Raw genomic sequence first — 24,705 nt, 5'->3', positions numbered from 1 at the left:
GCGCCCCGTTTCAGGGGCGCACCGGGCTTGCCTTCAGGTGGCAGGGCGAGCGAGTGTGAGGACCTGCTCGCGGATTTTCAGCGTGGCTTGCGGCGATGCGACCGACGCATACCCGTTGGCCAGCTGTTCGAAGTGGGTTTCGAACAACCAGTTGCGGTCCTGCGAATAGCGTTGCATATGCTTCAAGTTGCGCTGGCGCAGCGTGTTGCGCAGCGCTGACGGAAAGATGCGCATGTCTGCCACGTCAATCAGGCCGAACTCACCGTCTTCCAAGAGCAGCACATTGCCCAAATGCAGGGAGCGGAAGTACACACCGCGCTCGTGCAACTGAGCCATAAACCGGCCGAACCGTTCAATCAGCGATTCACGCAGGCTGCTGTCCAGGCTTTGCAGGGCCTGACGCAGCGTCAGGCCGGGCAGCGGCCGATAGTGCACGGCGCTGCTGCCATCCTGCAGGTAATACAGATCAAGGATGGCCGGTGATGCAATGCCTAGCCGTCGCAGTTGTTCGCTGTTGCTGACAAAGCGTTCCGAATAGGGGTTGAACATGCCGGAGGTGTACCAGCGGCGGGCCCGGAACAGCTTGAGGAAGCTACCATCCTGCAGGCGCAGGACTTTCGGCCCAAGACCATCTTCCTCGATGACATCAGCGCCGCTGCGCAGTGCTTCAAACGCCTGCTGCTTGGGCGTTTGCACCGGAATGCGCAGCAGGCTGCCACGACGTTTGGCGATGCTCAGGCCGGCGATCAGGGCCAGGGGGATCCACAGCAGGAACCAGTGCTCCTTGGGCCGCGACAGGATGCCACCGCCTTCGGTCAGGCCGGCGCCGATGCCGTAGGCCAGCAGGGCGGAAGTCATTAGGAACAGCGGCTGTGCCCGCTCTTTAAAGCCTTTGTACAGGCCCCAGCCAAGCATGAAGATCCACGGGATAAAGCCGATGATGCCGACGTAATAGAGCACGCCGAGCGCAAAGCTGTGGGGTTCCATCAGCTCGACACCGCCCACGATCAGGGACAATTCGGAGTCGTAGCTGTGTCCGATGAAGGGGTGCTCGGCGATACGCTGCAGCGTCATGCCCCACAACTCAAAGCGGTACGAACTGCCACGCTCGGTAATTGCTTCGGGATAAAACAGCAGAAGCGCCGCAGCCCCCAGCACCAGGGTTGCAATCATCAGTGCCGAGCGGCGATTGCGGCTGACAAAGGCGATCCATACGGCGGCCAGCGTCAGCGCAACCAGCGGCGTGCGGGAGCCGGTGGCCAGGATCGCTAACGTCATGATCGCCAGTGCAGGCGCACTGAAGCACAGCACGCGAAGGCGCTGGGTGGTGATGCAGATATAGAGCCAATAGACGCAGAAAAAGCCGAAGAGGTGGGAGCTGAGCAGTGGGTTGTCGAGGGCACCACGGCCCCCGATCATGCGCATGCTCAGGCCGGGCTCGAAGCCTTTGGCGAATGCCACCAGGTTGCACAGGCACACCACCAGCGCGATCACGGCGGCACTGAAGAATATCGGCTTGAACAGCTCTTTGCGGTAATGCAGCAGCAGCCCGCAGCCGGCAAACAGCATGAACGTTTGCAGTGGCACCTTGAACAGGTTGGAGTCGCCGGTAGGTTCCGGGCTCCACAACACGGTGGTCAGCGCCCAGGCGCAAAACGCCAGGAACGCGACGATCAGGGGTTCACGCAACAGCTCCTTGATTTCCCGAGGGCGCAAGCACAGCAGGAACAAGGTCGGCACACTGAAAAAACCGTAGTAGAACCGGTGCATGACATTGCGATTGGTGACGTAGAACAGCGAACTCAGGAGCAACAACAAGCCAATGGGCAAAATCCATAGGACCAGGAAGTCGAAAACGCGATTTGAGCCGTAGGCAAGGCGCTTGGAGTGCATACAGAAAAGCCATTCCAGAATTGAGAAAGCCGACCATCTTAAAGTAGTCGCTATGTAATGTCGTCGGTTGGATCCAACCGGGCCGTGGGTTATACCGGGTGCAAGTACAACAGAGAAGCTGTGCTAAAGTCAGCCTCCTTTTTCAAAACGCCGCGTGATATGACCGACTCCAGTCCGAGCGCAAGCCCTTCGAGCTTGAAAATATACTTCCGCCTGCTCATGTACGTTAAGCCCTATGCCGGCTTGTTCGCGCTGAGTATCGTTGGATTTCTGATTTTCGCGTCGACCCAGCCCATGCTGGGGTACATCCTCAAGTACTTCGTCGACGGCCTATCCAACCCGGAAGCGGTGCTGTTCCCCAACGTACCGTTCCTGCGCGACCTGCAATTGCTGCAAGCCGTGCCTTTATTGATCATTCTGATCGCGGCCTGGCAGGGCCTGGGTTCGTTCCTGGGCAACTACCTGCTGGCCAAGGTCTCCCTGGGCCTGGTCCACGACCTGCGCGTGCAGTTATTCAATAACCTGCTGACGCTGCCCAACCGCTACTTCGATAACCACAACTCCGGGCATCTGATTTCCCGCATCACCTTTAACGTGACCATGGTCACGGGTGCGGCGACCGATGCCATCAAGGTGGTGATTCGCGAAGGCATGACGGTGATCTTCCTGTTTGCCTCACTGCTGTTCATGAACTGGCGCTTGACGCTGGTGATGATCGCCATCCTGCCGCTGATTGCGGTGATGGTCAGCACGGCCAGCAAGAAATTCCGCAAGCAGAGCAAGAAGATCCAGGTGGCCATGGGCGACGTGACCCACGTGGCTTCCGAAACCATTCAGGGTTACCGCGTGGTGCGCAGCTTCGGCGGCGAAGTCTACGAAGAGAAGCGCTTCTTCAAGGCCAGCCAGGGCAACACCGACAAGCAGTTGCGCATGACCCGCACCGGGGCGATCTACACGCCGTTGCTGCAACTGGTGATCTACACCGCCATGGCCGTGCTGATGTTCCTGGTGCTTTACCTTCGCGGCGATGCGTCTGCTGGCGACATGGTTGCCTACATCACCTTGGCCGGCCTGTTACCCAAGCCGATCCGTCAACTCTCGGAAGTCAGCTCGACCATCCAGAAAGGCGTGGCGGGTGCTGAAAGCATTTTCGAACAGTTGGACGAAGAGAAGGAAGTCGACCGCGGCACCGTCGAACGCGACAAGGTCAGCGGCCGCCTGGACGTACGTAACCTGAACTTCACCTACCCCGGCACCGAACGCCATGTGCTCAAGGACATCAGCTTTACGGCCGAACCTGGGCAGATGATCGCTCTGGTGGGCCGCTCCGGCAGCGGCAAGTCGACCCTGGCCAGCCTGATCCCGCGGTTCTACCACCATGAAAGCGGCGAAATCCTGCTCGACGGTGTAGAGATCGAAGATTACAAACTGCTCAACCTGCGCAAGCACATTGCCCAGGTGAACCAGCATGTCACCCTGTTCAGCGACACCGTGACCAACAACATCGCCTACGGCGACCTGGCCGGTGCGCCACGGGCGGACGTTGAAGCGGCGGCGGCGGATGCCTATGCCAAGGACTTCATCGACCAGTTGCCCAAAGGCTTCGATACCCAGGTGGGCGAAAACGGCGTGCTGTTGTCCGGCGGCCAACGCCAGCGCCTGGCAATCGCCCGGGCCTTGCTCAAGAATGCACCGCTGCTGATTCTCGACGAGGCCACCTCGGCCCTCGACACCGAATCCGAGCGGCACATTCAGGCGGCTCTGGACAAGGTCATGCAGGGCCGCACCACCCTGGTGATTGCGCACCGCTTGTCCACTATCGAGAAGGCCGACCTGATCCTGGTGATGGACGACGGCCGGATTGTCGAGCGCGGTACCCACGCCGAGTTGCTCAAGCAGAACGGCTATTACGCGCGTCTGCATGCCATGGGCCTGGATGCGCCGGTGTCTGCCGACATCACCTAAAACCCTGTGGGCGCGGGCTTGCCCGCGATAGCACAGTGTCAGTCACCGAATGTTTCGACTGATTCAACGCTGTCGCGGGCAAGCCCGCTCCCGCCGGTGTTCATCGGTGGATTCCCTGGCAGGCCTGCCACACAATCTTCTGTCACGCCCTCCACAAGCCGCCTGTAACCCTGTGCTAATATCGCGCCCCTGTTCATTTTGTATGTGGGTTGCTCCATGAAGTTGTCCATGCCGCGATTCGATCAAGCCCCTGTCTTGGTGGTCGGCGATGTCATGCTCGACCGTTACTGGCATGGCGGTACCTCACGGATTTCCCCTGAGGCACCGGTACCGGTAGTCAAGGTCGAGCAAATCGAAGACCGTCCAGGTGGCGCTGCCAACGTTGCCCTCAATATTGCCGCCCTCGGCGCACCGGCCTCCCTGGTGGGTGTAACCGGCGACGACGAAGCCGCCGACAGCCTGGCTAACAGCCTGCGCGGTGCAGGCGTGCGCGCGCTGTTCCAGCGCATTGCCCATCAGCCGACCATCGTCAAGCTGCGGGTCATGAGCCGTCACCAGCAATTGCTGCGTATCGATTTCGAAGAACCCTTCGCCACCGACGCCCTGGCCCTGAGCGGTCAGGTTGACGCGTTGCTCGAAGGCATCAAGGTGCTGGTCCTGTCCGACTACGGCAAAGGCGCCCTGAAGAATCATCAAGTGCTTATCCAGGCCGCCAAGGCCCGCAACATCCCGGTGCTGGCCGATCCCAAGGGCAAGGACTTCTCGATTTATCGGGGCGCCAGCCTGATCACGCCAAACCTCAGCGAGTTCGAAGCCATCGTCGGCGGTTGCGCCGATGAACACGAACTGGTGACCAAGGGCGCCGCGCTGATGGCCGACCTCGACCTGGGTGCCTTGCTGGTCACCCGGGGTGAGCACGGCATGACCCTGCTGCGCCCGGGCCACCCGGCGATGCACCTGCCGGCGCGGGCCCGTGAAGTGTTCGATGTCACCGGTGCCGGTGACACGGTGATTTCCACCCTGGCGGCGTCCATTGCGGCCGGTGAAGAATTGCCCCACGCCGTGGCCCTGGCCAATCTGGCGGCGGGCATTGTGGTCGGCAAACTGGGTACCGCTGCCATCAGCGCACCTGAGTTGCGCCGGGCGATCCAGCGTTCCGAAGGCTCGGAGCGTGGCGTGCTGAGTCTCGAACAATTGCTGCTGGCGATTGACGATGCCCGTGCCCACAAAGAAAGCATTGTGTTCACTAACGGTTGCTTCGACATCCTGCATGCCGGTCACGTGACTTACCTGGAACAGGCGCGCGCTCAAGGCGATCGCCTGATCGTCGCCGTCAATGACGACGCCTCGGTCAGCCGCTTGAAAGGCCCGGGCCGTCCGATCAACAGTGTTGACCGACGCATGGCCGTATTGGCCGGTTTGGGTGCTGTGGACTGGGTGATCAGCTTCTCTGAAGGCACCCCGGAAAACCTGTTGGCCCAAGTCAAGCCAGACGTGCTGGTCAAGGGCGGCGACTACTCCGTTGATCAAGTCGTGGGCGCAGACATCGTCAGCGCTTACGGCGGTACGGTCAAAGTGCTGGGGCTGGTTGAAAACAGCTCGACCACGGCCATTGTCGAGAAGATCCGCAACAATGAGTAACGCAGATAAGTGGGTCCTTATCACCGGTGGTGCCGGCTTCATCGGCTCGCACCTGGTCGATGCATTGCTCGCAAAAGGTTACGCCGTGCGGGTGCTGGATGACCTGTCCACCGGCAAGCGCAGCAATGTGCCGTTGGACAACCCGCGCGTACAGCTGATTGAAGGTGATGTCGCCAACGCCGAACTGGTGGCGCAAGCCGCCGTCGGCGCCACGGCGGTGGTGCACTTGGCGGCAGTGGCTTCCGTGCAGGCTTCGGTGGATGACCCGGTCAGCACGCACCAAAGCAATTTTGTCGGCACCTTGAATGTCTGCGAAGCCATGCGCAAGGCCGGTGTGAAGCGTGTGGTGTTTGCTTCCAGCGCTGCGGTGTATGGCAACAATGGCGAGGGCGCTTCGATTGACGAAGAGACCACCAAGGCTCCGCTGACGCCTTACGCGTCGGACAAATTGGCCGGTGAGCATTACTTCGATTTCTACCGCCGCCAGCATGGTCTGGAACCGGTGATTTTTCGCTTCTTCAATATCTTCGGGCCACGCCAGGACCCTTCATCGCCGTACTCAGGCGTGATCAGTATTTTCAGCGAGCGCGTGCAACAGGGTGTGCCGATCAGCGTGTTTGGCGATGGCGAGCAAACCCGCGATTTCATGTACGTGGAAGACCTGGTGGATGTGTTGGTACAGGCCATTGAAGCGCCTGAGGCACCGTTGGGTGCGATCAACGTCGGCTGGAACCGCACCACCACGCTCAAGCAGGTATTGCAGGCACTGGAAGAGGTGGTGGGGCAGTTGCCGGTAATCACCTACGGGCCAGCGCGTTCGGGGGATATTCGGCATTCGCGGGCCAACAACCAGCGGTTGCTGGCCAGTTTCACGCTGCCTGAGCCAACCCCGTTGAAGGTCGGCCTGGAGCGGCTACTAAACAGCTGAACACAATCAACTGTGGGAGCGGGCTTGCTCGCGAATGCGGCGTGTCAGTCAGTACATGTGTAACTGATGCACCGCGTTCGCGAGCAAGCCCGCTCCCACATTGATCTGCTTCGTTTTTGAGTTCAGCGGCTGGCCTTTTTCTTCGGCACGATCTTGCGCAGCATCTGCCGGGCCTTGCCGGTCAAGCGCTTGAGCTTCGATTCTTTTTCCGGCTCTGCCAGGCCTTGCTGCCTGACCCAATCCTTCCAGCGAATTCGCTCGTCGCGCACCAGCCAACCCTCCTGCTGGGCGAAACTTTCCGCCAGGTACAAGCCTCGCGTACTGGCCGGGTAAAGCTGGTCTTTCTTGACGGTGTACAGCTCGGCAAGCGGCTGGCCATCTTTCAGGGGCATCAGGTACAGGTCGGGCCGCTGGCGGTCCAGGCGCGCCACTAGTTGGTCGCCTTCAAGCCGTTCATCCACATGGAACAGGCTAAGGGACTTGGCTTCCTTCGGCACTTCCAGGCGCAGGTCATAAATCAATTGCAGCGACGCTGTGGGCAGGTGCACGTAAGCCCGTGGGCGTTCGATCAATTGCGTGGTCGCGCAGCGTACCGGGCGTGCGGCACCGGACAAAGGGCTCAAGCGAAACGGCAAGGCTTCACGGTAATGCAAGGCCGCAGAGTAGGGTGCCGGCAGCCAGGTGTCATTGAAGCGCCCGCCCAGCCAGCCCTCGGGGGTTTCCAGCAGGCACTCTTCGGCAATTTCCTGAATGGCAGTGTGCAGCGGCAGGTTCAGTTCGTGGGCGGGGACGTAGCCGGAGATCAGTTTGAGCACTACATCGCCACGGTCCTGGCGGCGTTGGCGCACCAGCACCCAGTAATCCTTGTTCTGCCAGTGCAGGGTCAGGCGCACCGACACGCCGAGGTTCGCCAGCTCGAGGGCGAAACGCTCGGGGTCAGCCACCTCCACCGGCTTGCGCCGTTGCAGGGTCTGGGCAAAGTTGAGCGGCATGCCCACGCTCTGGTAGCTCAGGCCTTCGGGGGTGGCTTCGACGTGCAGCGGCAGTGTTTTAAAGTTGCTGGGGTTTTTTCTAATGAGCGTACGCGGCATGTCGGCTCCTTTTTGCGACGGGGTCGGCCGCGTCGGCGGCATCAGAGTTGACGAATGACTTGGGCAGCGGTCGCCACGTTATGGGCCAGGTGCAGCGGATTAATGGTCCCGACAATAGCACTGGCGACACCCGTTTGCGCAAACAACAACATGAAACTGGCGCGAATTGGATCCATTCCAGGCGCAAGACACACATGGCCGCTGGCCAGGGCCTTTTTCACCAGGATGCCTTTGCCATGGGCCGCCGCATAATCAATCACGGCTTTCTCGGCTTGTTCGTTCAGATTGTAGGTGACCATCGCGCAATCACCCTGTTCCAGAGCCTTCACACCGCCTTCGACAGTTTTGCCGGAGAAGCCGAAGCCGCGAATCTTGCCCTCTTTTTTCAGCTCCGCCAGGGTCTGGTACACCTCGCAATCGTTGAGGATATGCAGGTCGTTACCATCGGAATGCACCAGCACCAGGTCAATAAAATCCGTTTCAAGTCTTTTCAAGCTGCGCTCAATCGACAGGCGCGTATGGGCGGCACTGAAGTCATGACGGGACACGCCATCGGCAAATTCTTCGCCGACCTTGCTGACAATCACCCAATCCTTGCGCTGGCCGCGTAACAGCGGCCCCAGGCGTTCTTCGCTGCGGCCATAGGCGGGGGCGGTGTCGATCAGGTTGATGCCCAGCTGTTGGGCTTGGCGCAATAACATCCGTGCTTCGTCGTCGTTGGGAATCTGGAAGCCGTTGGGGTATTTCACCCCCTGGTCGCGGCCCAGCTTGACGGTGCCCAGGCCCAGTGGCGACACCAGCAGGCCGGTGTTGCCCAGTGGGCGATGCAGGTCGTGCAGGGTTGGCAGGCTCATGGCAACAGGTGCTCCCAGGCAGGTTGGCCGAGGGCCGGTTTTGGCAGGTCGGGCAGGGTTTCGCTGGCGCTAGGGCGGATGCCGTCGCGCTCCAGGGCGTTGAGCACGCGATCAGCGAAGTCCGGCGCCAACGCCAGCTTGGTCGGCCAGCCCACCAGCAGGCGGCCTTGTTCGGCGAGGAAGGCGTTGTCGGGGCGGGTCAGGCCCGATTGCAGTGGCTCGGCGCGATCAACCCGCAGCGTGGCCCACTGGGTCTGGCTCATGTCGATCCACGGCAGTAATTGCGCCAGCTCTTTTTGCGCGGTGGCGATCTGTTCTTCAGGCGTGCGTGCGACGCCGTCCGCCTCGGCGATATCGCCGCCCATGTACCACACCCAATTGCCGTCGGCAGCCGGGTGAGTGGTGACGGTGATGCGCGGTTTGGTGCCGCCGCCCAGGCAGTGCGCATACAACGGCTTCAGGCCCGGGCCTTTGGCGATAATCATATGCAGTGGGCGCGTTTGCATGGCGGGTTGGCTGAGGCCCAAAGAGGCCAGCAGATCAGCGGTGCCACCCCCGGCACTCAGCACGATGCGCTGGGCGCGGATCTCGCGGCCATCGACCTTCAACCCCGCGAGCGTGTCGCCGTCCAGCAGCGGTTCGATGTGCTGCCCGGCGAGCAAGCCATCACCGGCCAGTTGGGCCAGGCGTTCGATCAGGCTTGGCACGTCCACCACCAGTTCCGCCAGGCGATAGACCTTGCCCTTGAAGCGTCGGTCCTGCAGGGCCGGGGGCAAGTCGTCGCCCTTGACCTGATCGACACGGCCACGCACGGCCTTGCTGGCGAAGAAGCTGGTGAGGTTGCCGGCAAGTGTGCCGGGGGACCACAGGTAATGGGCTTCGGACAGCAAGCGTACGCCGGACAAGTCCAGCTCGCCGTTACCGGCCAAGGCTTCGCGCCAGCGGCGCGGCATGTCGGCAATTGCTTCGGATGCGCCGGTGAGGGCGCCGTGCAGGGCGTACTTCGCACCGCCGTGGATGATCCCCTGGGACTTCACGCTTTGCCCTCCACCCAGTGTGGCGCTTTCCACCAGCACCGTGGAAAACCCCTGGCGGCGCAGGCGCGCGTTAAGCCAGAGGCCGGCAACTCCGGCGCCGACAATCAGAACGTCGGTGGAAATAACGGATGGCATCGGCGACCTCAGTGTTCAAGACAAGAGGCGCAGTATACAGACTGTTGAGTGGCGGTCAGTGCCCGGCGGTTTTCGAGAACAGTTGAATGACCACCACACCCAGCACAATCAGGCCCATCCCGAGCATCGCCGGGACATCAAGCTTTTGCCCGTAGATAAACAGCGCCGCGATGCTGACCATCACGATGCCCATGCCGGCCCAGACCGCATACGCCACGCCCACCGGTACAGTGCGCACCACCAGGGTCAGCATCCAGAACGCAATGCTGTAGCCGATGATGACCAGTGCCAGCGGCAGAGGCGTACTCCAGCCCTTGATGGCTTTCATGGAAACGGTTGCAACCACTTCCGAGCAAATGGCAATGGCCAGATAAATGTAGGCGGCATTCATGGGGTAGTCCTCGATGTGTTGCAGGCTTGTTTAGGTCGGCATTCTAACGCTTCAGAAGATGAGATAAAGTCATTACCTATCCGAATTAAAGATGGGCTAGCCATGAGCGTGCAGTGGAATCTGGAGCAGATGCGCCTGTTTGTGAGCGTCGCCGAGCAGCGTTCGTTTTCGGCTGTAGCGCGCGGCGAGCGCAAGGCGCAATCGGCGGTGAGCAACGCAATTGCCTTGTTGGAGGCTGACCTGGGGCTCAGCCTGTTTGAGCGTAGCAGCGGCCGTCAGCCGCGCCTGACCGAAGCTGGCAGCGTATTGCTGGAGGAGGCACGCGAGGTGCTGCGCCAGTGCGAACGGCTCAATGGCCGGGCGCTGTCACTGACGCGCGGCGAGGAAGCCTGTCTGCGCCTGGCCCAGGATGAAGCCATGTTGTACCAGCCGGTACTCGATAGCCTTGAGGCGCTTGCCGTGCAATTTCCACTCCTGGAAGTGCAGCTGTCCAGCGCCGCGCAAGGCGATGTGGCGCGCAAGCTGGTGGAGCGTAAAGCCGACCTGGGCCTGTTGTTCTATCACGACCAGATGCCCGAGGCCCTTGAGCGTCGGGTGGTTGGCAGTGTGGAAATGGTCACGGTGTGCGGCGTGAACCACCCGTTAGCCAAGGACGAGTACGTGGACTGCCAGCGCCTGGCGCAGTATCGCCAGTTGCTGATGTCGACCCAGACCAGTGTCTACCCCGGCAGCGAAGCCGCCAGCCCGCTGGTGTGGCGTGCCGACAGTTTCTACGTGTTGGCCGAATGGCTGATGAGTGGCCTGGGCTGGGCCTGGTTGCCTCGGCATATCGTGCAGTACCCGACCTACCACCAACAAATGGTGGAATTGAACAGCGAATGGACGCCGCCCGCGCTGGTGGTGGAGCTGGTCTGGCGTCGTGACGAGCACCTCGGTCCTGCAGCGCGTTTCCTGACTGAACGATTTGCCGAGTGCTTGCAGGCGATTGACTGAAAAAGCCGATAAACTCCGCCGCCATGAATAGAACTCTCTACAGCTGTCTGTTTTACCTGGCGCTGCCGTTGGTGGCTTTACGTCTGTGGCTGCGTGCGCGCAAGGCGCCGGCCTATGCCAAGCGTGTCGGCGAGCGTTTTTCCTATGGTTTGCCGGTGATGCAGCCGGGCGGGATCTGGGTGCATGCGGTGTCGGTGGGCGAAAGCATTGCCGCTGCGCCAATGATCCGTGGGCTGATGGCGCGCCATCCCACGCTGCCGATCACGGTGACCTGCATGACGCCTACCGGCTCCGAGCGCATCCAGGCGCTGTTCGCCAATGAGCCGCGCATTCAGCACTGCTATTTGCCCTATGACCTGCCTTGCGCGGCCAAGCGTTTTCTTGATCGCGTGCAGCCCAAGCTGGCGGTGATCATGGAAACCGAGTTGTGGCCCAACCACATCCACGCCTGCGCACAACGCGGTATTCCAGTGGCGCTGGCCAATGCGCGCCTATCGGCGCGTTCGGCCAAGGGCTATGCGCGTTTCGCCAAGCTGACCGCGCCGATGCTGTCTGAAATGAGCCTGTTCGCGGTGCAGACCCACACCGAAGCCCAGCGTTTTCTGAGCTTGGGGGCGCGCCCGGAAACGGTCGAAGTCACCGGCTCGATCAAGTTCGACCTGACCATCGACCCCGAGCTGCCGGTGCGTGCTGCGGCCTTGCGCGAGCAGTGGGGCGCCAGTGAGCGCCCGGTGTGGATCGCCGCCAGCACCCATGAAGGCGAGGACGACGTGGTACTGGCCGCCCATCGCCAACTGCTCGAAAGTTATCCCAACGCGCTGCTGATATTGGTACCGCGACATCAGGAACGTTTCGGCCCGATGTTCGAGCTGTGTGGGCAACAAGGGTTTGCCACGGTACGCCGCTCCAGCGGTGAAGCCGTTACCGCGCACACCTCGGTGCTGCTCGGCGACACCATGGGCGAGCTGCTGTTTCTCTATGCCCTGGCCGACAGTGCGTTTGTCGGCGGCAGCCTGGTGGCGACCGGTGGGCATAATCCGCTGGAGCCGGCCGCGTTGGGCAAGCCTGTGATCATGGGGCCGCACCTGTTCAACTTCCTCGAAATCAGCGCGATGATGCGCGACGCCGGGGCGTTGCGTGAGGTGGATGATGCTGAGGGATTAGCCGAGGCGGTGCGGCAACTGTTCGAACTGCCGCAGGACGCCTGCAAGATGGCGCAGGCGGGGCTCGCGGTGATGCAGGCCAACCAGGGCGCGCTCAAGCGTTTGCTGGATGGCCTGGACAGACTGATTCAACGCTGATCCAAATGTGGGAGCTGGCTTGCCTGCGATGCAAACGCCTCGGTCCATCAGGTAGACCGAGGTGATGCTATCGCTGGCAAGCCAGCTCCCACATTGGTTTTGTGCTGTGCTCAGTAGCCTGGGCGGGCCTTGAGCTGCTCGGCGGCGGCTTTGGCCAGGTCCGGCGGCAGGAAGTCCTTGTCCGGGTTGTAGTCAGCCTTGAGGTAACGCGTCAGGTCCTGCAAGTCACCTGGGCTGAGCGTGCCCGCGGCCTGCTTCAAGCGCAGGTTGTCGAGGATGTAGTCGTAGCGGCTGTTGTTGTAGTTGCGCACCGACGCGTAGAGCTGGCGCTGTGAATCCAGCACATCGACGATGTTGCGCGTCCCCACCTGATAGCCGATTTCCGTGGCTTCCACCGCGCTCTGGTTAGAGATAATCGACTGGCGACGCGCCTGCACCTGTTCCACATCGGTATTCACCGCACGATGCAGATTGCGGGTGTTTTCCACCACCTGGCGACGCAGGCCTTCGCGTTGCTGTTCGGTTTGATCGAGGCGCGAATAGGATTCGCGCACTTGTGAACTGGTGAGGCCGCCACTGTAGATCGGGATGTTCAGGCGCAAGCCGATGGTGCGCTGGGACACATCGCCACCATAGGGCACCGGCAGTTGGTTAGGGTTGCTGAAACCCAGTGCGTCGTTGTCACCCTTTTCGTATTGCGCCACGGCGTCGAGGGTCGGCAAGTGGCCGGCCTTGCGCTGTCTCAGGGTTTCTTCGGCGGCGGTCACCGCGTAGTTGCTGGCCAGCAGGTTGAGGTTCTGGCGACCGGCGGTTTCAACCCAGGCCTTGGCGTCATTCGGCGCCGGTGGCAGCACCGGCAGTGTGTGCACGACGCCCTGGATCGCGTTGTACTGGCGGTTGGTCAGGGTGATCAACGCTTCGAAGGCGTCGTCCACCTGGCGCTGGGCGACGATGCGGTTGGCGCGGGCGGTGTCGTAACTGGCCTGGGATTGCAGCACGTCGGTCTTGTCCGACAGGCCCACATCAAAGCGCTCGTTGGACTGGTCGAGCTGACGCTTGAAGGCGTTTTCTTCGGCCTTGGTCGACGCCAGGTTGTCCTGGGCGCGCAGCACGGCGAAGTAGTTTTCGGCGCTTTGCAGGATCAGGTTCTGCTCGGTGGCAGAGAGTTGCAGCGAGGCTTGCTCGTTGACGGCTTCGGCGGCTTGCAACTGGAACCAGCGATCGGCGCGGAACAGCGGCTGGCTCAGGGTTGCACGCCAGGAATGCGCGTCACGATTGGCGGTGGCCGCCGGTTGGGCGATCTGGGTGCGCACGTTATTGCTGTCGGCGCCGGCCGAGAGGTTGGGCAGCAAGCCAGCGCGAGCCTGGGGCACCACTTCTTTTTGCGCGCCATATTGAGCGCGGGCGGCGGCCAGGTCGGCGTTGTTGTTCACCGCTTCCTGGTAGACGCTGACCAAATCGGTTTTCGCGGACAAGGGCGCTTCAGCTGCCCAGACCATTCCATTGGTCGCACAAGACACGGCAAGAGCCAGTGAAAGTTTGCGCAGCATGAGGCGATCCCTAGTGTGAATATTACGGCGATAATTTAGCGCCCAAGGCTAAGTTTTGCCATTCCTGGCGTCAAGCATTGTGGCAGCCCCCGAGTGTAGTGGGGCTGACCCGGCGCAACAATCCCGCAATCACGCCATTCATCACGCTGAATGCACCGCTATTGGCAATTTGCCCACGCCATGGTCTAGACTGGCCGCGTTCTTGTCGGGGTGCCTTGTTGGAAGGCTGAGATCGGTAAATACCGGATCCCGTTGAACCTGATCAGGTTAGCGCCTGCGTAGGGAACAAGATTTCTCGTCACCCGGCGAGTCCTCTTGTGCTTCGTCCGGGATGGTGTTCGACAATCGAACAGCCCTCGTGCCTTGCACAGCACTGCTTTCAGTGCGTCCATCCGTCCCAGGTTCGCTCCGACAAAAATCCACCGCCTGGATAGTTGGAGAGCCCGTGATGACTACAAAATTAAAAAACACCGTGCACCTGAGTGAATCGGCCAAGGTCGACTCCGGCTCCGTGCAGCCGTTTACCCGCTCGCAAAAAATCTACGTGCAAGGCACTCGCCCGGACATTCGTGTGCCGATGCGTGAAATCAGCCTGGACGTGACCCCCACCGATTTCGGCGGTGAGATCAACGCGCCCGTGGTGGTGTACGACACCTCCGGCCCGTATACCGACCCCAACGTCATCATCGACGTGCGCAAAGGCCTGGGCGATGTACGTTCGCCGTGGATCGAAGTACGTGGCGACACCGAGCGCCTGTCCGGCTTGAGCTCGCACTTCGGCCAGCAGCGCCTCAGCGATGCCGAGCTTACGGCCCTGCGCTTTGCCCACGTGAAGAACCCGCGCCGCGCGAAGGCCGGCGCCAACGTCACGCAGATGCACTACGCGCGCAAAGGCATCATCACCGCCGAGATGGAATACGTCGCCATCCGCGAAAACATGAAGCTTGAAGAAGCCCGCGCCAGTGGCCTGCTCGACCAGCAACATGCCGGCCACAGTTTCGGCGCCAGCGTGCCAAAAATCATCACCCCCGAATTCGTCCGCGAAGAAATCGCCCGTGGCCGCGCGATTATCCCGGCCAACATCAACCACACCGAACTGGAACCGATGATCATCGGCCGTAACTTCCTGGTGAAGATCAACGGCAACATCGGCAACAGCGCCCTGGGTTCGTCCATTGAAGAAGAAGTGGCGAAACTGACCTGGGGCATCCGCTGGGGCTCGGACACCGTGATGGACTTGTCCACCGGCAAGCACATCCACGAAACCCGCGAATGGATCATCCGCAACTCGCCGGTGCCGATCGGTACCGTGCCGATCTACCAGGCCCTGGAAAAAGTCGGCGGCGCCGCCGAAGACCTGACCTGGGAGCTGTTCCGCGACACGTTGATCGAACAGGCCGAGCAGGGCGTCGACTACTTCACCATCCATGCCGGTGTATTGCTGCGTTACGTACCGCTGACCGCCAAACGCGTCACCGGCATCGTGTCGCGCGGCGGTTCGATCATGGCCAAGTGGTGCCTGGCGCACCACAAAGAGAACTTCACCTACACGCATTTCGACGAAATCTGCGAAATCATGAAGGCCTATGACGTCAGCTTCTCCCTTGGCGACGGCCTGCGCCCGGGGTCGATTGCCGACGCCAACGACGCTGCGCAATTCGGCGAGCTGGAAACCCTCGGCGAGCTGACCAAAATTGCCTGGAAGCACGACGTGCAAACCATGATCGAAGGCCCGGGCCACGTGCCGATGCAGTTGATCAAGGAGAACATGGACAAGCAGTTGGAATGCTGCGACGAGGCGCCGTTCTACACCCTCGGCCCGCTGACTACCGACATTGCACCGGGCTACGACCACATTACCTCGGGCATTGGTGCCGCGATGATCGGCTGGTTTGGTTGCGCCATGCTCTGCTACGTCACGCCCAAGGAACACCTGGGCTTGCCGAACAAGGATGACGTGAAGACCGGGATCATCACCTACAAGATCGCCGCCCACGCTGCGGACTTGGCCAAGGGGCATCCCGGCGCGCAGATTCGCGACAACGCCTTGAGCAAGGCGCGCTTCGAGTTCCGTTGGGAAGACCAGTTCAACCTCGGCCTGGACCCGGACACCGCACGTTCCTACCACGATGAAACCCTGCCGAAGGACTCGGCCAAGGTCGCGCATTTTTGCTCGATGTGCGGGCCGAAGTTCTGCTCGATGAAAATCACCCAGGAAGTGCGTGAGTACGCGGCCAACCAGCGCATTGAAGCGGTGGATGTGGATGTGGCCAAGGGCTTGGCCGAGCAGGCGGAGCGGTTCAAGCAGGAAGGGAGCCAGCTTTACAAGAAGGTCTGATCCGGGATTGTAGGCGCCTGTACCGGCCTCTTCGCGAGCAAGCCCGCTCCCACATTTGAAATGCATTCCAAATGTGGGAGCGGGCTTGCTCGCGAAGGCAATCTATCAAACAACAAATGTCCCTCAGAGATAACACCCTTGAGCATTCAACCCAGCACCTATTCCCCTGACATCGCGGTGCCCGCTGACAAACGCGTCTTCGGCGCCCGCGACCTGTTCTCCCTGTGGTTCTCCCTCGGCATCGGCCTGATGGTTCTGCAAACCGGCGCCTTGCTCGCGCCGGGCCTGGGCTTGTCCGGCTCGTTGCTGGCGATTTTCCTCGGCACCCTGGTCGGCGTGCTGTTACTGGCCGCCGTCGGCGTGATTGGCAGCGACACCGGCCTGTCGGCCATGGCCGCGCTTAAACTCAGCCTCGGCGCCCGGGGCGCGAGCCTGCCGGCGTTGCTGAACCTGCTGCAACTGATCGGCTGGGGCTCGTTTGAAATCATCGTGATGCGCGATGCCGCCAGTCTGTTGGGCACGCGCGCGTTCAGCGAGGGCGGCCTGCTGGCGAGTCCTTTGCTGTGGACGCTGTTTTTTGGCGGTTTGGCGACGTTGCTGGCGGTCAGCGGCCCGCTGACGTTCGTACGGCAAATCCTGCGCAAATGGGGCATCTGGCTGCTGCTCGCCGCCTGCCTGTGGCTGACCTGGAACCTGTTCGCCAAGGCCGACCTCGCCGCACTCTGGGCCAAGTCCGGTGACGGCTCGATGCCGTTCGCCGTGGGTTTTGATATCGCCATCGCCATGCCGCTGTCTTGGCTGCCGCTGATTGCCGATTACTCACGTTTCGGCAAGCGCGCCAAACATGTCTTCGGCGGTACGGCGCTGGGTTTCTTTATCGGCAATTTCTGGCTGATGAGCCTGGGCGTGGCCTACACCCTGGCGTTTGCGCCGAGTGGTGAGGTGAATGCGCTGTTGCTGGCCCTGGCCGGCGCGGGCTTGGGCATTCCGCTGTTGCTGATCCTGTTGGACGAGTCGGAAAACGCCTTTGCCGATATTCACTCGGCGGCGGTGTCCAGCGGGATTCTGTTGCGTTGGAAAGTCGAGCATCTGGCGCTGGCTATCGGTGTGATCTGCACGTTTATCGCCTGCTTTGCACCGTTGGCGCAGTATCAGAACTTCCTGTTGCTGATCGGCTCGGTGTTTGCGCCTTTGTTCGGCGTGGTGCTGGTGGATCACTTTATCCTGCGCCGCCGTGGCCAAGGCGCGGTTGGCAACCTGCACTGGCCTGCGCTGGTGGCCTGGTTGGGCGGCATCGGCACTTATCATCTGCTCGCCAATCTTTATCCGGATATCGGCGCAACCCTGCCGGCACTGGTGCTGGCAGGATTGCTGCAGTTCATCCTGGGCCGGGCCTTCAGTGGCGTGCGGGCGCCAGTTCGGGCTTGAGTACGCCGGTGAGGCGCGCATAGGGGATGGTCATTTCGATCAGCCCCAATGCGTAAGGCGCAATCGTCGCCACGTTGTACTTGAGCACCACGCCGTTGCTGGTCAAGGCCACGTTCGGCGTTTTCTGGAACGGCCAGCTCTTCACGAACTCCGGGTCACGGTCCATCTGCGAGTTGATCAGCCAGCTGTTGTGGGCGACTTTCGCGGTATTCCAGAACGCTTGCTCCTGGCCCGGCAACAGCATGTCGGTCAGGCTCAGTTCCTTGTGCAGCAGGCGTGAATAGTTGATGAACCCACGGCCGGGCTCGCCATGGGCGGCGCCGGTGTCGAGGTAGCTGGACACCTCGATGATCACAAGTCCGTCATGCTGCTCACGTACCTTGGCCTGCAAGTACATGCTGTTGCGGTCGGGCGATGCGCGCAGGAACTTGTCGCGGTAGGCATTCAGCGTCGGCGGCACGCTGGCGCCGGGTGTGGTGCGGGTCATTTGCAGCAGGCGCTGCTCCACCAGCGTGTCGAGTTGCGGCTCGGTGGGGAAGTGCACGGTATCGATGTTCACCAGCGGACAATCAGGGCTGTTGCAGCCGGGTTTGATCTGCTCCGAGGCGTCTGGCTTGGTATCCAGCGGCTTTAGGTAGCTGGGCTGGAACAGGCTCTGGCAAGCACCGAGGGTCAAGGCAATACAGGCCACGGAGGCGACTTTTAAAAGCGACATGTGTGTCCTTCGGAAATCGATGGGAAGCGAAAAGAGTAGCGCTTGGACTGCCAACAGGGCAGTCAGTTCGCCACTAAGCTGATTAGAGTGAGTTTGACGTCCGCCGTCTATCCCGGCAACTGGAAAGGGGCTGCACCAACGGGCAGGAGCGCGTTAGGATGGCGCGAATTGCACGGGCATAACGAGGACAGACATGACGGACATTGCCAAGTCGACGCCGCACAAGATCGAGATTGTTCAGCGCGACACTGCTTACCAGGGCTTCTACACGCTTGATCGCGTGCAGTTGCGCCACGAGAAATTCGATGGCGGCATGAGCCGGGTGATCAATCGCGAAGTCTTCGTTCGGCATGACGCGGTGTGCGTGTTGCCTTACGACCCGCAGCGCGATGAAGTGGTCCTGATCGAGCAGTTTCGTGTCGGCGCCATGGGCCGTACCGACAACCCGTGGCTGGTGGAAATGGTCGCCGGCCTGATCGACAAGGATGAAGAGCCGGAGGAGGTTGCACACCGCGAAGCCGAGGAGGAAGCTGGGCTTACATTCTCCGCACTGTGGCCGATCACCCAGTATTTCCCATCGCCCGGTGGCAGCACTGAATTCGTCCACTTGTACCTGGGCCGTTGCGACAGCGCCGGGGCGGGTGGCGTCCATGGACTGGAAGAAGAGGCAGAAGATATCCGCGTCACCCCTTGGGCGTTCGAAGATGCCTTGCAAGCGGTGCGTGACGGCAAAATTTCCAACGCAGCCAGCATTATCGCCCTGCAATGGCTTGCGCTTAATCGCGCGGAAGTGAGGGGGTTATGGCAGTAAAGGCACGGGAACGTTATCGAGTCGACCTGATCGGGCTGCAAGCCGCCTGCGAGGCTAACTATGCGCGGTTGATGCGCTTGCTCCCCGACATGCGCCACGCCCCCGAAGCGCGGCGCATTGCCGTGACCCACGGCGACCAGATGCTCGGCGTACTGACCCTTGAGGTCATCGTCAACTGCCCGTACACCACTACCCTGCGTGTGCGCCAGGAACACAGCCTGCCGTGGCTGCCGGTGCCGCAGCTGGAAGTGCAGGTGTATCACGATGCGCGAATGGCCGAAGTGATCAGCGCCGAACATGCACGCCGCTTTCGCAGCATCTATCCTTACCCGAATGTGTTCATGCACCAGCCCGATGAGAAAGCACAGCTCAATGTGTTCCTCGGTGAATGGTTGAGTCACTGCCTGGCCCTGGGCCACGAGTTTGAAGTCGTGCGGTAGATGTGAACTGCGTCTGCTTCCTCCGCTTTCCTCTTTGTGTCCTGCCCCAGCATAATCGCGCCAAATATCCATTTCCTGTGATTGCCTTGGGAGAGCGCCTTGCCAAGCGTATCCGCCTTGAACCCTGATGCGCCGGCGTTGCTGGTGCAGTTGTCCGACAGCCACCTGTTTGCCGAGGCCGACGGCACGCTGCTGGGCATGAATACCTGCGAGAGCCTGCAGCGGGTGATCGAGTTGGTACGCGAGCAGCAGCCGCAGATCGATTTGGTGCTGGCAACGGGCGATTTGTCCCAGGACGGCACGCTTGAGTCTTATCAACAGTTTCGCGACCTGAGCCGGCCGATTGATGCGCCGGCGCGCTGGATTCCCGGCAACCACGACGAGCCACAGATCATGGCGCATGCCGCCGTGCATAGTGATCTGCTGGAGCCGGTGGTCGACATCGGCAACTGGCGCGTCACCCTGCTGGATTCGGCAGTTCCCGGTTCGGTGCCCGGTTACCTGCAAGACCAGCAACTGCAATTGTTGGCCCAGTCCTTGAGTGAGGCGCCGGGTCGGCACCATCTGGTGTGCTTTCACCATCATCCGGTGCCTATCGGCTGTGCCTGGATGGAGCCCATCGGGCTGCGCAACCCCGACGCCTTGTTTGCCGTACTCGACCGTTTTCCGCAGGTCAAGGCGGTGCTGTGGGGGCATGTGCACCAAGAGATCGACCGCGAACGCAACGGTGTACGCCTGCTGGCTTCGCCGTCCACCTGCATCCAGTTCACGCCGGGCAGTGAAGACTTCCAGGTTAGCGAACAAGCGCCAGGCTACCGATGGCTGCGCCTGCACGCCGACGGACGGTTGGAAACTGGCGTTGAGCGAGTCAAAGGCTTTGCCTTTACCGTGGATTACGGCAGCAACGGCTACTAAAAGCTGTAAACACTGATCAAAATGTGAGAGCTGGCTTGCCTGCGATAGCGGCATGCCGGTTAACAAATGTGTGGCTGATACACCGCCATCGCAGGCAAGCCAGCTCCCACAGTGGATCTTCTGTGTCCTTTAGATAGAGGGACTCACACACCCCCTCGATCCCTGTAAACTGCGCCTCTTTGGCTGAAGCACGGAGAGCCCGGCATGTCCGCTTCGATCTTGTATATCCACGGTTTCAACAGCGCGCCTGCGTCCAACAAGGCCAGCCAACTGATGACTGTGATGGACAGCCTCGGCCTGGCCGACCAATTGCGCGTGCCGGCCCTGCATCACCACCCCCGCCAGGCGATTCCTCAGTTGGAGGAGGCCATTGCACAGCTGGGTCGGCCGCTGCTGGTCGGCAGCTCACTCGGCGGCTACTATGCAACCCATCTTGCCGAACGCCATGGCCTTAAGGCGCTGCTGGTCAACCCGGCGGTCAGCCCTCATCGGATGTTCGACGGTTACCTGGGCACCCAGAAGAACCTTTACACCGATGAAACCTGGGAATTGACCCACGATCACGTCACGGCACTGGCCGAGCTGGAAGTTCCGGCGCCCCAGGATGCCGCGCGTTATCAGGTGTGGTTGCAGACCGGCGATGAAACACTGGACTATCGCCTCGCCCAACAGTATTACCGAGCCTGTGCCTTGCGCATCCAGGCCGGTGGCGACCATGGTTATCAAGGGTTCGCCCTGCAATTGCCGGCAATGTTGAGCTTTGCCGGCATTGGCCCTGATCAGTATCAATCCTTCGATTTTTCTTCACTGTGAGAATCGCGGGTTACTTTTTAATCGAACGACTCACGACGAGACCCCATGGCCACTCCCAGCGCTAGCTCTTATAACGCCGACGCCATCGAAGTCCTCTCGGGCCTCGACCCGGTGCGCAAACGCCCCGGCATGTACACCGACACCAGTCGGCCGAACCACCTTGCCCAGGAAGTCATCGACAACAGCGTCGACGAAGCCTTGGCCGGGCACGCCAAGTCGGTACAAGTCATCCTCCATGCCGACCATTCCCTGGAAGTGTCTGACGATGGTCGCGGCATGCCGGTGGACATTCACCCGGAAGAGGGTGTGTCGGGCGTCGAGCTGATCCTCACCAAGCTGCACGCCGGCGGCAAGTTCTCCAACAAGAACTACCAGTTCTCCGGTGGCTTGCACGGTGTGGGTATTTCGGTGGTCAACGCCCTGTCCACACTGGTGCGGGTCAAGGTCAAGCGCGACGGCAACGAGTACCAGATGACCTTCGCCGATGGCTACAAAGCCACCGACCTGGAAGTGATCGGCACCGTCGGCAAGCGCAACACCGGCACCAGCGTGTACTTCGCGCCGGACCCTAAATACTTCGATTCGCCAAAATTCTCCATCAGCCGCCTCAAGCACGTGCTCAAGGCCAAGGCGGTTCTGTGCCCGGGCCTGCTGGTCAGCTTTGAAGACAAAGGCACCGGCGAAAAGGTCGAGTGGCACTACGAAGACGGCCTGCGCTCCTACCTGGAAGACTCCGTCAGCGACTTCGAACGCCTGCCCAACGAGCCGTTCTGCGGCAGCCTGGCCGGTAATAAAGAAGCGGTCGACTGGGCGCTGCTGTGGTTGCCCGAAGGCGGCGACAGCGTGCAGGAAAGCTACGTCAACCTGATCCCCACCGCTCAGGGCGGCACCCACGTCAATGGTTTGCGCCAGGGTTTGCTCGATGCCATGCGCGAATTCTGCGAATACCGCAGCCTGTTGCCGCGCGGCGTGAAGCTGGCGCCGGAAGACGTGTGGGAGCGCATCGCGTTCGTACTGTCGATGAAAATGCAGGAGCCGCAATTCTCCGGCCAGACCAAAGAACGGCTGTCGTCCCGTGAGGCGGCGGCGTTTGTTTCTGGTGTGGTCAAGGACGCCTTCAGCCTGTGGCTCAATGAACACCCGGAACTGGGCCTGGCCCTGGCGGAGTTGGCGATCAACAACGCCGGCCGTCGCCTCAAAGCCAGCAAAAAGGTCGAGCGCAAGCGCATTACGGCTGGCCCGGCACTGCCGGGCAAACTGGCCGATTGCGCCGGGCAAGACCCGATGCGTTCCGAGCTGTTCCTGGTGGAAGGTGACTCCGCCGGCGGTTCCGCCAAGCAAGCGCGGGACAAGGAATTCCAGGCGATCCTGCCGTTACGCGGCAAGATCCTCAACACCTGGGAAGTCGACGGCAGCGAAGTCCTGGCCAGCCAGGAAGTGCACAACATTGCCGTGGCCATCGGCGTCGACCCGGGCGCGGCAGACATCAGCCAGCTGCGCTACGGCAAGATCTGCATCCTCGCCGACGCCGACTCTGACGGCCTGCACATCGCCACGTTGCTGTGCGCGCTGTTCGTCCAGCACTTCCGCCCACTGGTGGATGCCGGTCACGTCTATGTCGCGATGCCGCCGCTGTACCGCATCGACTTGGGCAAAGAGATTTTCTACGCCCTCGACGAAGCCGAGCGCGATGGCATCCTCGACCGTCTGGTCGCCGAGAAAAAGCGCGGCAAACCACAGGTCACACGATTCAAAGGTCTGGGTGAGATGAACCCGCCGCAGCTGCGCGAAACCACCATGGACCCGAACACTCGGCGCCTTGTGCAGTTGACCCTGGAAGACTTCGCCGGCACGTCGGAAATGATGGACATGTTGCTGGCGAAGAAGCGTGCACCGGATCGCAAAGCCTGGCTGGAGTCCAAAGGCAACCTGGCCGAGGTTCTGGGCTGATGCGCACAGGTTTCGCCCTGGCGATCCTGATGTTGAGCGGGTTGGCGGCCACCGAGGTGGTCGCCGCGCCCGCGGTTGAGCTTAAACTCGTGTCCGAACACCCGGTGGACGGCATGCGCGGCGGTAACCTGTCGGGCCTGGCCCTGTGTGGCAAAGAGCTGTGGACCGTTTCCGACCGCGATGACGACCAGATCTACCGCCTCGATATCAGCGCGCCGACCTGGAAGGCCGAAACGCTGAAGATCGACGTGCCGCCGGTGCCGGAGTCCGGTTTACCGTGGGGGCTGCGCTCGCGCACCAAGGCTGCTTCGTTCATTCGCGGTGGTGACCTGGACTTTGAAGGCATCACCTGCGATGCCGCCGGTAACCGCTACATTGTCAGCGAAGCCCATGCGGCGGTGCTGCAAGTGCCGGTGAGCGGTGCGCCGCAGTGGTTGAAAATCGCCCCGGGCATGGTGCGCGAAGCACGGGCCAGCGGCATGTTGCTGCATTTCAATGCCTTGTTCGAAGGCTTGGCGATCAACCCGCAAGGCAATCAGATCTGGCTGGCCGCCGAGCGTGAGCGACGTGGCTTGATCTCGATCAAGCGCGGGCAAAGTGTGTGGGATTGTGAGGGGCCTTGTGTGTTGCTGAGCGAGGCCGGGCAGGAAGTGCAGCCGGTGCAGTTCACCCATGCCAAGGCCGTGTCCAAGGATTTTGCCGACCTCGCGCTGTTCAACGGCAAGCTGTTTACGCTGGAACGCAATGCGTTCCAGATTTGCCGGCGCGATGCGGTCACTGCAAAAGTCGAGTTGTGCTGGTCGTTTGCCGACGAGACCCTGACGCCGAATCGGCGTTATGCCCAGCCTTATGGTTTGGCCGAAGCACTGGTGGTGGATGCCGACGGAGCCTGGCTGGGGATCGACAACAATTTCGGCCCTCGTGCCGATGGTGAAAAACGGCCGATGGTCTATCGTTTTGCCGCGCCGGCCGGTGGCTGGGGCGCTCAGCCATGAGTGCACAACCGCCCGGCAAGCGCGCCGGACGTGTGCTGATGTTCGTGGCGTGGGGAGCGGGGCTGTTTTTGGCCACACGGTTTTTTGGGCAGTGGGAAGCGCGTCAGCAAAACCCGAATGCCGTGGTGACCTCGGAACAGCACGAGGGTTACATCGAAGTGAAATTGCTCGGCAACGGCCAAGGCCATTTTGTTGCCAGCGGCCAGATCAACGGTCAACCGGTGGAGTTTATGCTCGACACCGGGGCGACCGACGTGGCGGTTCCGGCCGAATTGGCCGACCGTCTCGGGCTTAAGCGTGGCATGCCGGTGACCTTGAGCACCGCCAATGGGCGGAGTCAGGGCTACCGTACCCAGCTCGACCGCCTGAAACTGGGCGATATCGTCCTTCAGGACGTCCGTGCGCTGGTGGCGCCGGGCTTGGGCGGGGAACAGGTGCTGTTGGGCATGAGTGCATTGAAACAACTTGAATTTACCCAGCGCAGCGGCACATTGCTGCTGCGCCAGACCAAACAATGATGA

The 24,705-nt window shown here is 61.3% G+C and carries 21 protein-coding genes and 1 riboswitch; of the genes, 14 read left to right on the top strand and 7 right to left on the bottom strand.

Annotated elements, in window-relative coordinates; all coding sequences use genetic code 11:
- Positions 1-33: 33 nt before the first annotated feature.
- Positions 34-1,893 carry a bifunctional O-antigen ligase/aminoglycoside phosphotransferase family protein gene (locus tag ACDZ94_RS06100; protein ID WP_064450372.1) on the bottom strand — a complete coding sequence of 620 codons (1,860 nt, stop codon included), beginning with the start codon at positions 1,891-1,893 and terminating at the stop codon, positions 34-36.
- A 159-nt stretch (positions 1,894-2,052) separates the two neighbouring features.
- On the opposite strand from ACDZ94_RS06100, the gene msbA reads away from it, so the two are divergent.
- From msbA to ACDZ94_RS06085, 3 genes are all read left to right on the top strand, one after another.
- Positions 2,053-3,858 (top strand): lipid A export permease/ATP-binding protein MsbA, encoded by a 1,806-nt coding sequence (gene msbA / locus ACDZ94_RS06095; RefSeq protein ID WP_432751201.1) that lies wholly within the window; start codon positions 2,053-2,055, stop codon positions 3,856-3,858.
- Between the two features lie 216 nt (positions 3,859-4,074).
- Positions 4,075-5,499, top strand: coding sequence for a bifunctional D-glycero-beta-D-manno-heptose-7-phosphate kinase/D-glycero-beta-D-manno-heptose 1-phosphate adenylyltransferase HldE (gene hldE / locus ACDZ94_RS06090; protein ID WP_064450374.1), 1,425 nt, complete (start codon positions 4,075-4,077; stop codon positions 5,497-5,499).
- Complete coding sequence (locus ACDZ94_RS06085; protein WP_407015886.1) at positions 5,492-6,427, top strand: NAD-dependent epimerase/dehydratase family protein; 936 nt, start codon at positions 5,492-5,494, stop codon at positions 6,425-6,427. Before hldE ends, ACDZ94_RS06085 begins: the two co-directional genes overlap by 8 nt.
- Before the next feature lie 122 nt (positions 6,428-6,549).
- Here ACDZ94_RS06085 and ACDZ94_RS06080 read toward each other — a convergent pair whose 3' ends face one another.
- Genes ACDZ94_RS06080 through ACDZ94_RS06065 form a run of 4 tightly spaced genes read right to left on the bottom strand, consistent with a single transcriptional unit; the run spans position 6,550 to position 9,935 of the window.
- Positions 6,550-7,518 carry a hypothetical protein gene (locus ACDZ94_RS06080; protein ID WP_064450376.1) on the bottom strand — a complete coding sequence of 323 codons (969 nt, stop codon included), beginning with the start codon at positions 7,516-7,518 and terminating at the stop codon, positions 6,550-6,552.
- Between the two features lie 41 nt (positions 7,519-7,559).
- Complete coding sequence (locus ACDZ94_RS06075; RefSeq protein ID WP_064450377.1) at positions 7,560-8,372, bottom strand: aldo/keto reductase; 813 nt, start codon at positions 8,370-8,372, stop codon at positions 7,560-7,562.
- Positions 8,369-9,544 carry an NAD(P)/FAD-dependent oxidoreductase gene (locus tag ACDZ94_RS06070; protein ID WP_064450378.1) on the bottom strand — a complete coding sequence of 392 codons (1,176 nt, stop codon included), beginning with the start codon at positions 9,542-9,544 and terminating at the stop codon, positions 8,369-8,371. Before ACDZ94_RS06070 ends, ACDZ94_RS06075 begins: the two co-directional genes overlap by 4 nt.
- Before the next feature lie 55 nt (positions 9,545-9,599).
- Positions 9,600-9,935 carry a DMT family transporter gene (locus ACDZ94_RS06065; protein ID WP_064450379.1) on the bottom strand — a complete coding sequence of 112 codons (336 nt, stop codon included), beginning with the start codon at positions 9,933-9,935 and terminating at the stop codon, positions 9,600-9,602.
- Between the two features lie 102 nt (positions 9,936-10,037).
- Between ACDZ94_RS06065 and ACDZ94_RS06060 the strand changes: the two genes are divergently transcribed.
- Together ACDZ94_RS06060 and waaA are read left to right on the top strand one after the other, a co-directional pair.
- Complete coding sequence (locus ACDZ94_RS06060) at positions 10,038-10,928, top strand: LysR family transcriptional regulator (protein WP_064450380.1); 891 nt, start codon at positions 10,038-10,040, stop codon at positions 10,926-10,928.
- A 23-nt stretch (positions 10,929-10,951) separates the two neighbouring features.
- Complete coding sequence (gene waaA / locus ACDZ94_RS06055) at positions 10,952-12,229, top strand: lipid IV(A) 3-deoxy-D-manno-octulosonic acid transferase (RefSeq protein WP_262666868.1); 1,278 nt, start codon at positions 10,952-10,954, stop codon at positions 12,227-12,229.
- A 110-nt stretch (positions 12,230-12,339) separates the two neighbouring features.
- On the opposite strand, the gene ACDZ94_RS06050 is transcribed toward waaA, so the two are convergent.
- Positions 12,340-13,779, bottom strand: coding sequence for a TolC family outer membrane protein (locus ACDZ94_RS06050; protein ID WP_064450382.1), 1,440 nt, complete (start codon positions 13,777-13,779; stop codon positions 12,340-12,342).
- Positions 13,780-13,975: 196 nt separating this feature from the next.
- Positions 13,976-14,081: riboswitch (TPP riboswitch) on the top strand.
- 146 nt (positions 14,082-14,227) lie between these two features.
- On the opposite strand from ACDZ94_RS06050, the gene thiC reads away from it, so the two are divergent.
- On the top strand, positions 14,228-16,117 hold the full coding sequence (gene thiC / locus ACDZ94_RS06045; RefSeq protein ID WP_432751200.1) for a phosphomethylpyrimidine synthase ThiC: 1,890 nt from the start codon (positions 14,228-14,230) through the stop codon (positions 16,115-16,117).
- 138 nt (positions 16,118-16,255) lie between these two features.
- On the top strand, positions 16,256-17,545 hold the full coding sequence (gene cytX, locus ACDZ94_RS06040; RefSeq protein ID WP_432751199.1) for a putative hydroxymethylpyrimidine transporter CytX: 1,290 nt from the start codon (positions 16,256-16,258) through the stop codon (positions 17,543-17,545).
- On the opposite strand, the gene ACDZ94_RS06035 is transcribed toward cytX, so the two are convergent.
- Positions 17,514-18,260 carry an RsiV family protein gene (locus ACDZ94_RS06035; protein WP_432751198.1) on the bottom strand — a complete coding sequence of 249 codons (747 nt, stop codon included), beginning with the start codon at positions 18,258-18,260 and terminating at the stop codon, positions 17,514-17,516. The genes cytX and ACDZ94_RS06035 overlap by 32 nt on opposite strands.
- Before the next feature lie 193 nt (positions 18,261-18,453).
- Between ACDZ94_RS06035 and ACDZ94_RS06030 the strand changes: the two genes are divergently transcribed.
- From ACDZ94_RS06030 to ACDZ94_RS06000, 7 genes are all read left to right on the top strand, one after another.
- Positions 18,454-19,071 carry an NUDIX domain-containing protein gene (locus ACDZ94_RS06030; protein WP_064450386.1) on the top strand — a complete coding sequence of 206 codons (618 nt, stop codon included), beginning with the start codon at positions 18,454-18,456 and terminating at the stop codon, positions 19,069-19,071.
- On the top strand, positions 19,062-19,511 hold the full coding sequence (locus ACDZ94_RS06025; protein ID WP_017138485.1) for a DUF1249 domain-containing protein: 450 nt from the start codon (positions 19,062-19,064) through the stop codon (positions 19,509-19,511). The genes ACDZ94_RS06030 and ACDZ94_RS06025 overlap by 10 nt, the downstream gene beginning before the upstream one ends.
- 99 nt (positions 19,512-19,610) lie before the next feature.
- Positions 19,611-20,426, top strand: coding sequence for a 3',5'-cyclic-AMP phosphodiesterase (cpdA, locus tag ACDZ94_RS06020; RefSeq protein ID WP_221293775.1), 816 nt, complete (start codon positions 19,611-19,613; stop codon positions 20,424-20,426).
- Between the two features lie 204 nt (positions 20,427-20,630).
- Positions 20,631-21,239, top strand: coding sequence for a YqiA/YcfP family alpha/beta fold hydrolase (locus ACDZ94_RS06015; protein WP_064450388.1), 609 nt, complete (start codon positions 20,631-20,633; stop codon positions 21,237-21,239).
- Between the two features lie 45 nt (positions 21,240-21,284).
- The gene (gene parE, locus ACDZ94_RS06010; RefSeq protein ID WP_128588807.1) at positions 21,285-23,189 is read left to right on the top strand and encodes a DNA topoisomerase IV subunit B; all 1,905 of its coding nucleotides are present in this window, start codon (positions 21,285-21,287) and stop codon (positions 23,187-23,189) included.
- Complete coding sequence (locus ACDZ94_RS06005; RefSeq protein ID WP_262666872.1) at positions 23,189-24,184, top strand: esterase-like activity of phytase family protein; 996 nt, start codon at positions 23,189-23,191, stop codon at positions 24,182-24,184. Before parE ends, ACDZ94_RS06005 begins: the two co-directional genes overlap by 1 nt.
- The gene (locus tag ACDZ94_RS06000; RefSeq protein WP_064450391.1) at positions 24,181-24,702 is read left to right on the top strand and encodes a retropepsin-like aspartic protease family protein; all 522 of its coding nucleotides are present in this window, start codon (positions 24,181-24,183) and stop codon (positions 24,700-24,702) included. The genes ACDZ94_RS06005 and ACDZ94_RS06000 overlap by 4 nt, the downstream gene beginning before the upstream one ends.
- The last annotated feature ends 3 nt before the right edge of the window (positions 24,703-24,705 follow it).

The organism is Pseudomonas sp. UBT (genome assembly GCF_050915955.1).
GTDB lineage: Bacteria > Pseudomonadota > Gammaproteobacteria > Pseudomonadales > Pseudomonadaceae > Aquipseudomonas > Aquipseudomonas antarctica_A.
Note: the sequence above shows the minus strand (reverse complement) of the source record. Positions and strands in the feature narration are given on the sequence as shown.

Bases quoted from the DNA above. Each gene is read 5' to 3' on its own strand.
- ACDZ94_RS06100 (WP_064450372.1), bottom strand. From the start codon at position 1,893: ATGCACTCCAAGCGCCTTGCCTACGGCTCAAATCGCGTTTTCGACTTC.
- msbA (WP_432751201.1), top strand. From the start codon at position 2,053: ATGACCGACTCCAGTCCGAGCGCAAGCCCTTCGAGCTTGAAAATATAC.
- hldE (WP_064450374.1), top strand. From the start codon at position 4,075: ATGAAGTTGTCCATGCCGCGATTCGATCAAGCCCCTGTCTTGGTGGTC.
- ACDZ94_RS06085 (WP_407015886.1), top strand. From the start codon at position 5,492: ATGAGTAACGCAGATAAGTGGGTCCTTATCACCGGTGGTGCCGGCTTC.
- ACDZ94_RS06080 (WP_064450376.1), bottom strand. From the start codon at position 7,518: ATGCCGCGTACGCTCATTAGAAAAAACCCCAGCAACTTTAAAACACTG.
- ACDZ94_RS06075 (WP_064450377.1), bottom strand. From the start codon at position 8,372: ATGAGCCTGCCAACCCTGCACGACCTGCATCGCCCACTGGGCAACACC.
- ACDZ94_RS06070 (WP_064450378.1), bottom strand. From the start codon at position 9,544: ATGCCATCCGTTATTTCCACCGACGTTCTGATTGTCGGCGCCGGAGTT.
- ACDZ94_RS06065 (WP_064450379.1), bottom strand. From the start codon at position 9,935: ATGAATGCCGCCTACATTTATCTGGCCATTGCCATTTGCTCGGAAGTG.
- ACDZ94_RS06060 (WP_064450380.1), top strand. From the start codon at position 10,038: ATGAGCGTGCAGTGGAATCTGGAGCAGATGCGCCTGTTTGTGAGCGTC.
- waaA (WP_262666868.1), top strand. From the start codon at position 10,952: ATGAATAGAACTCTCTACAGCTGTCTGTTTTACCTGGCGCTGCCGTTG.
- ACDZ94_RS06050 (WP_064450382.1), bottom strand. From the start codon at position 13,779: ATGCTGCGCAAACTTTCACTGGCTCTTGCCGTGTCTTGTGCGACCAAT.
- thiC (WP_432751200.1), top strand. From the start codon at position 14,228: ATGACTACAAAATTAAAAAACACCGTGCACCTGAGTGAATCGGCCAAG.
- ACDZ94_RS06035 (WP_432751198.1), bottom strand. From the start codon at position 18,260: ATGTCGCTTTTAAAAGTCGCCTCCGTGGCCTGTATTGCCTTGACCCTC.
- ACDZ94_RS06030 (WP_064450386.1), top strand. From the start codon at position 18,454: ATGACGGACATTGCCAAGTCGACGCCGCACAAGATCGAGATTGTTCAG.
- ACDZ94_RS06025 (WP_017138485.1), top strand. From the start codon at position 19,062: ATGGCAGTAAAGGCACGGGAACGTTATCGAGTCGACCTGATCGGGCTG.
- ACDZ94_RS06015 (WP_064450388.1), top strand. From the start codon at position 20,631: ATGTCCGCTTCGATCTTGTATATCCACGGTTTCAACAGCGCGCCTGCG.
- parE (WP_128588807.1), top strand. From the start codon at position 21,285: ATGGCCACTCCCAGCGCTAGCTCTTATAACGCCGACGCCATCGAAGTC.
- ACDZ94_RS06005 (WP_262666872.1), top strand. From the start codon at position 23,189: ATGCGCACAGGTTTCGCCCTGGCGATCCTGATGTTGAGCGGGTTGGCG.
- ACDZ94_RS06000 (WP_064450391.1), top strand. From the start codon at position 24,181: ATGAGTGCACAACCGCCCGGCAAGCGCGCCGGACGTGTGCTGATGTTC.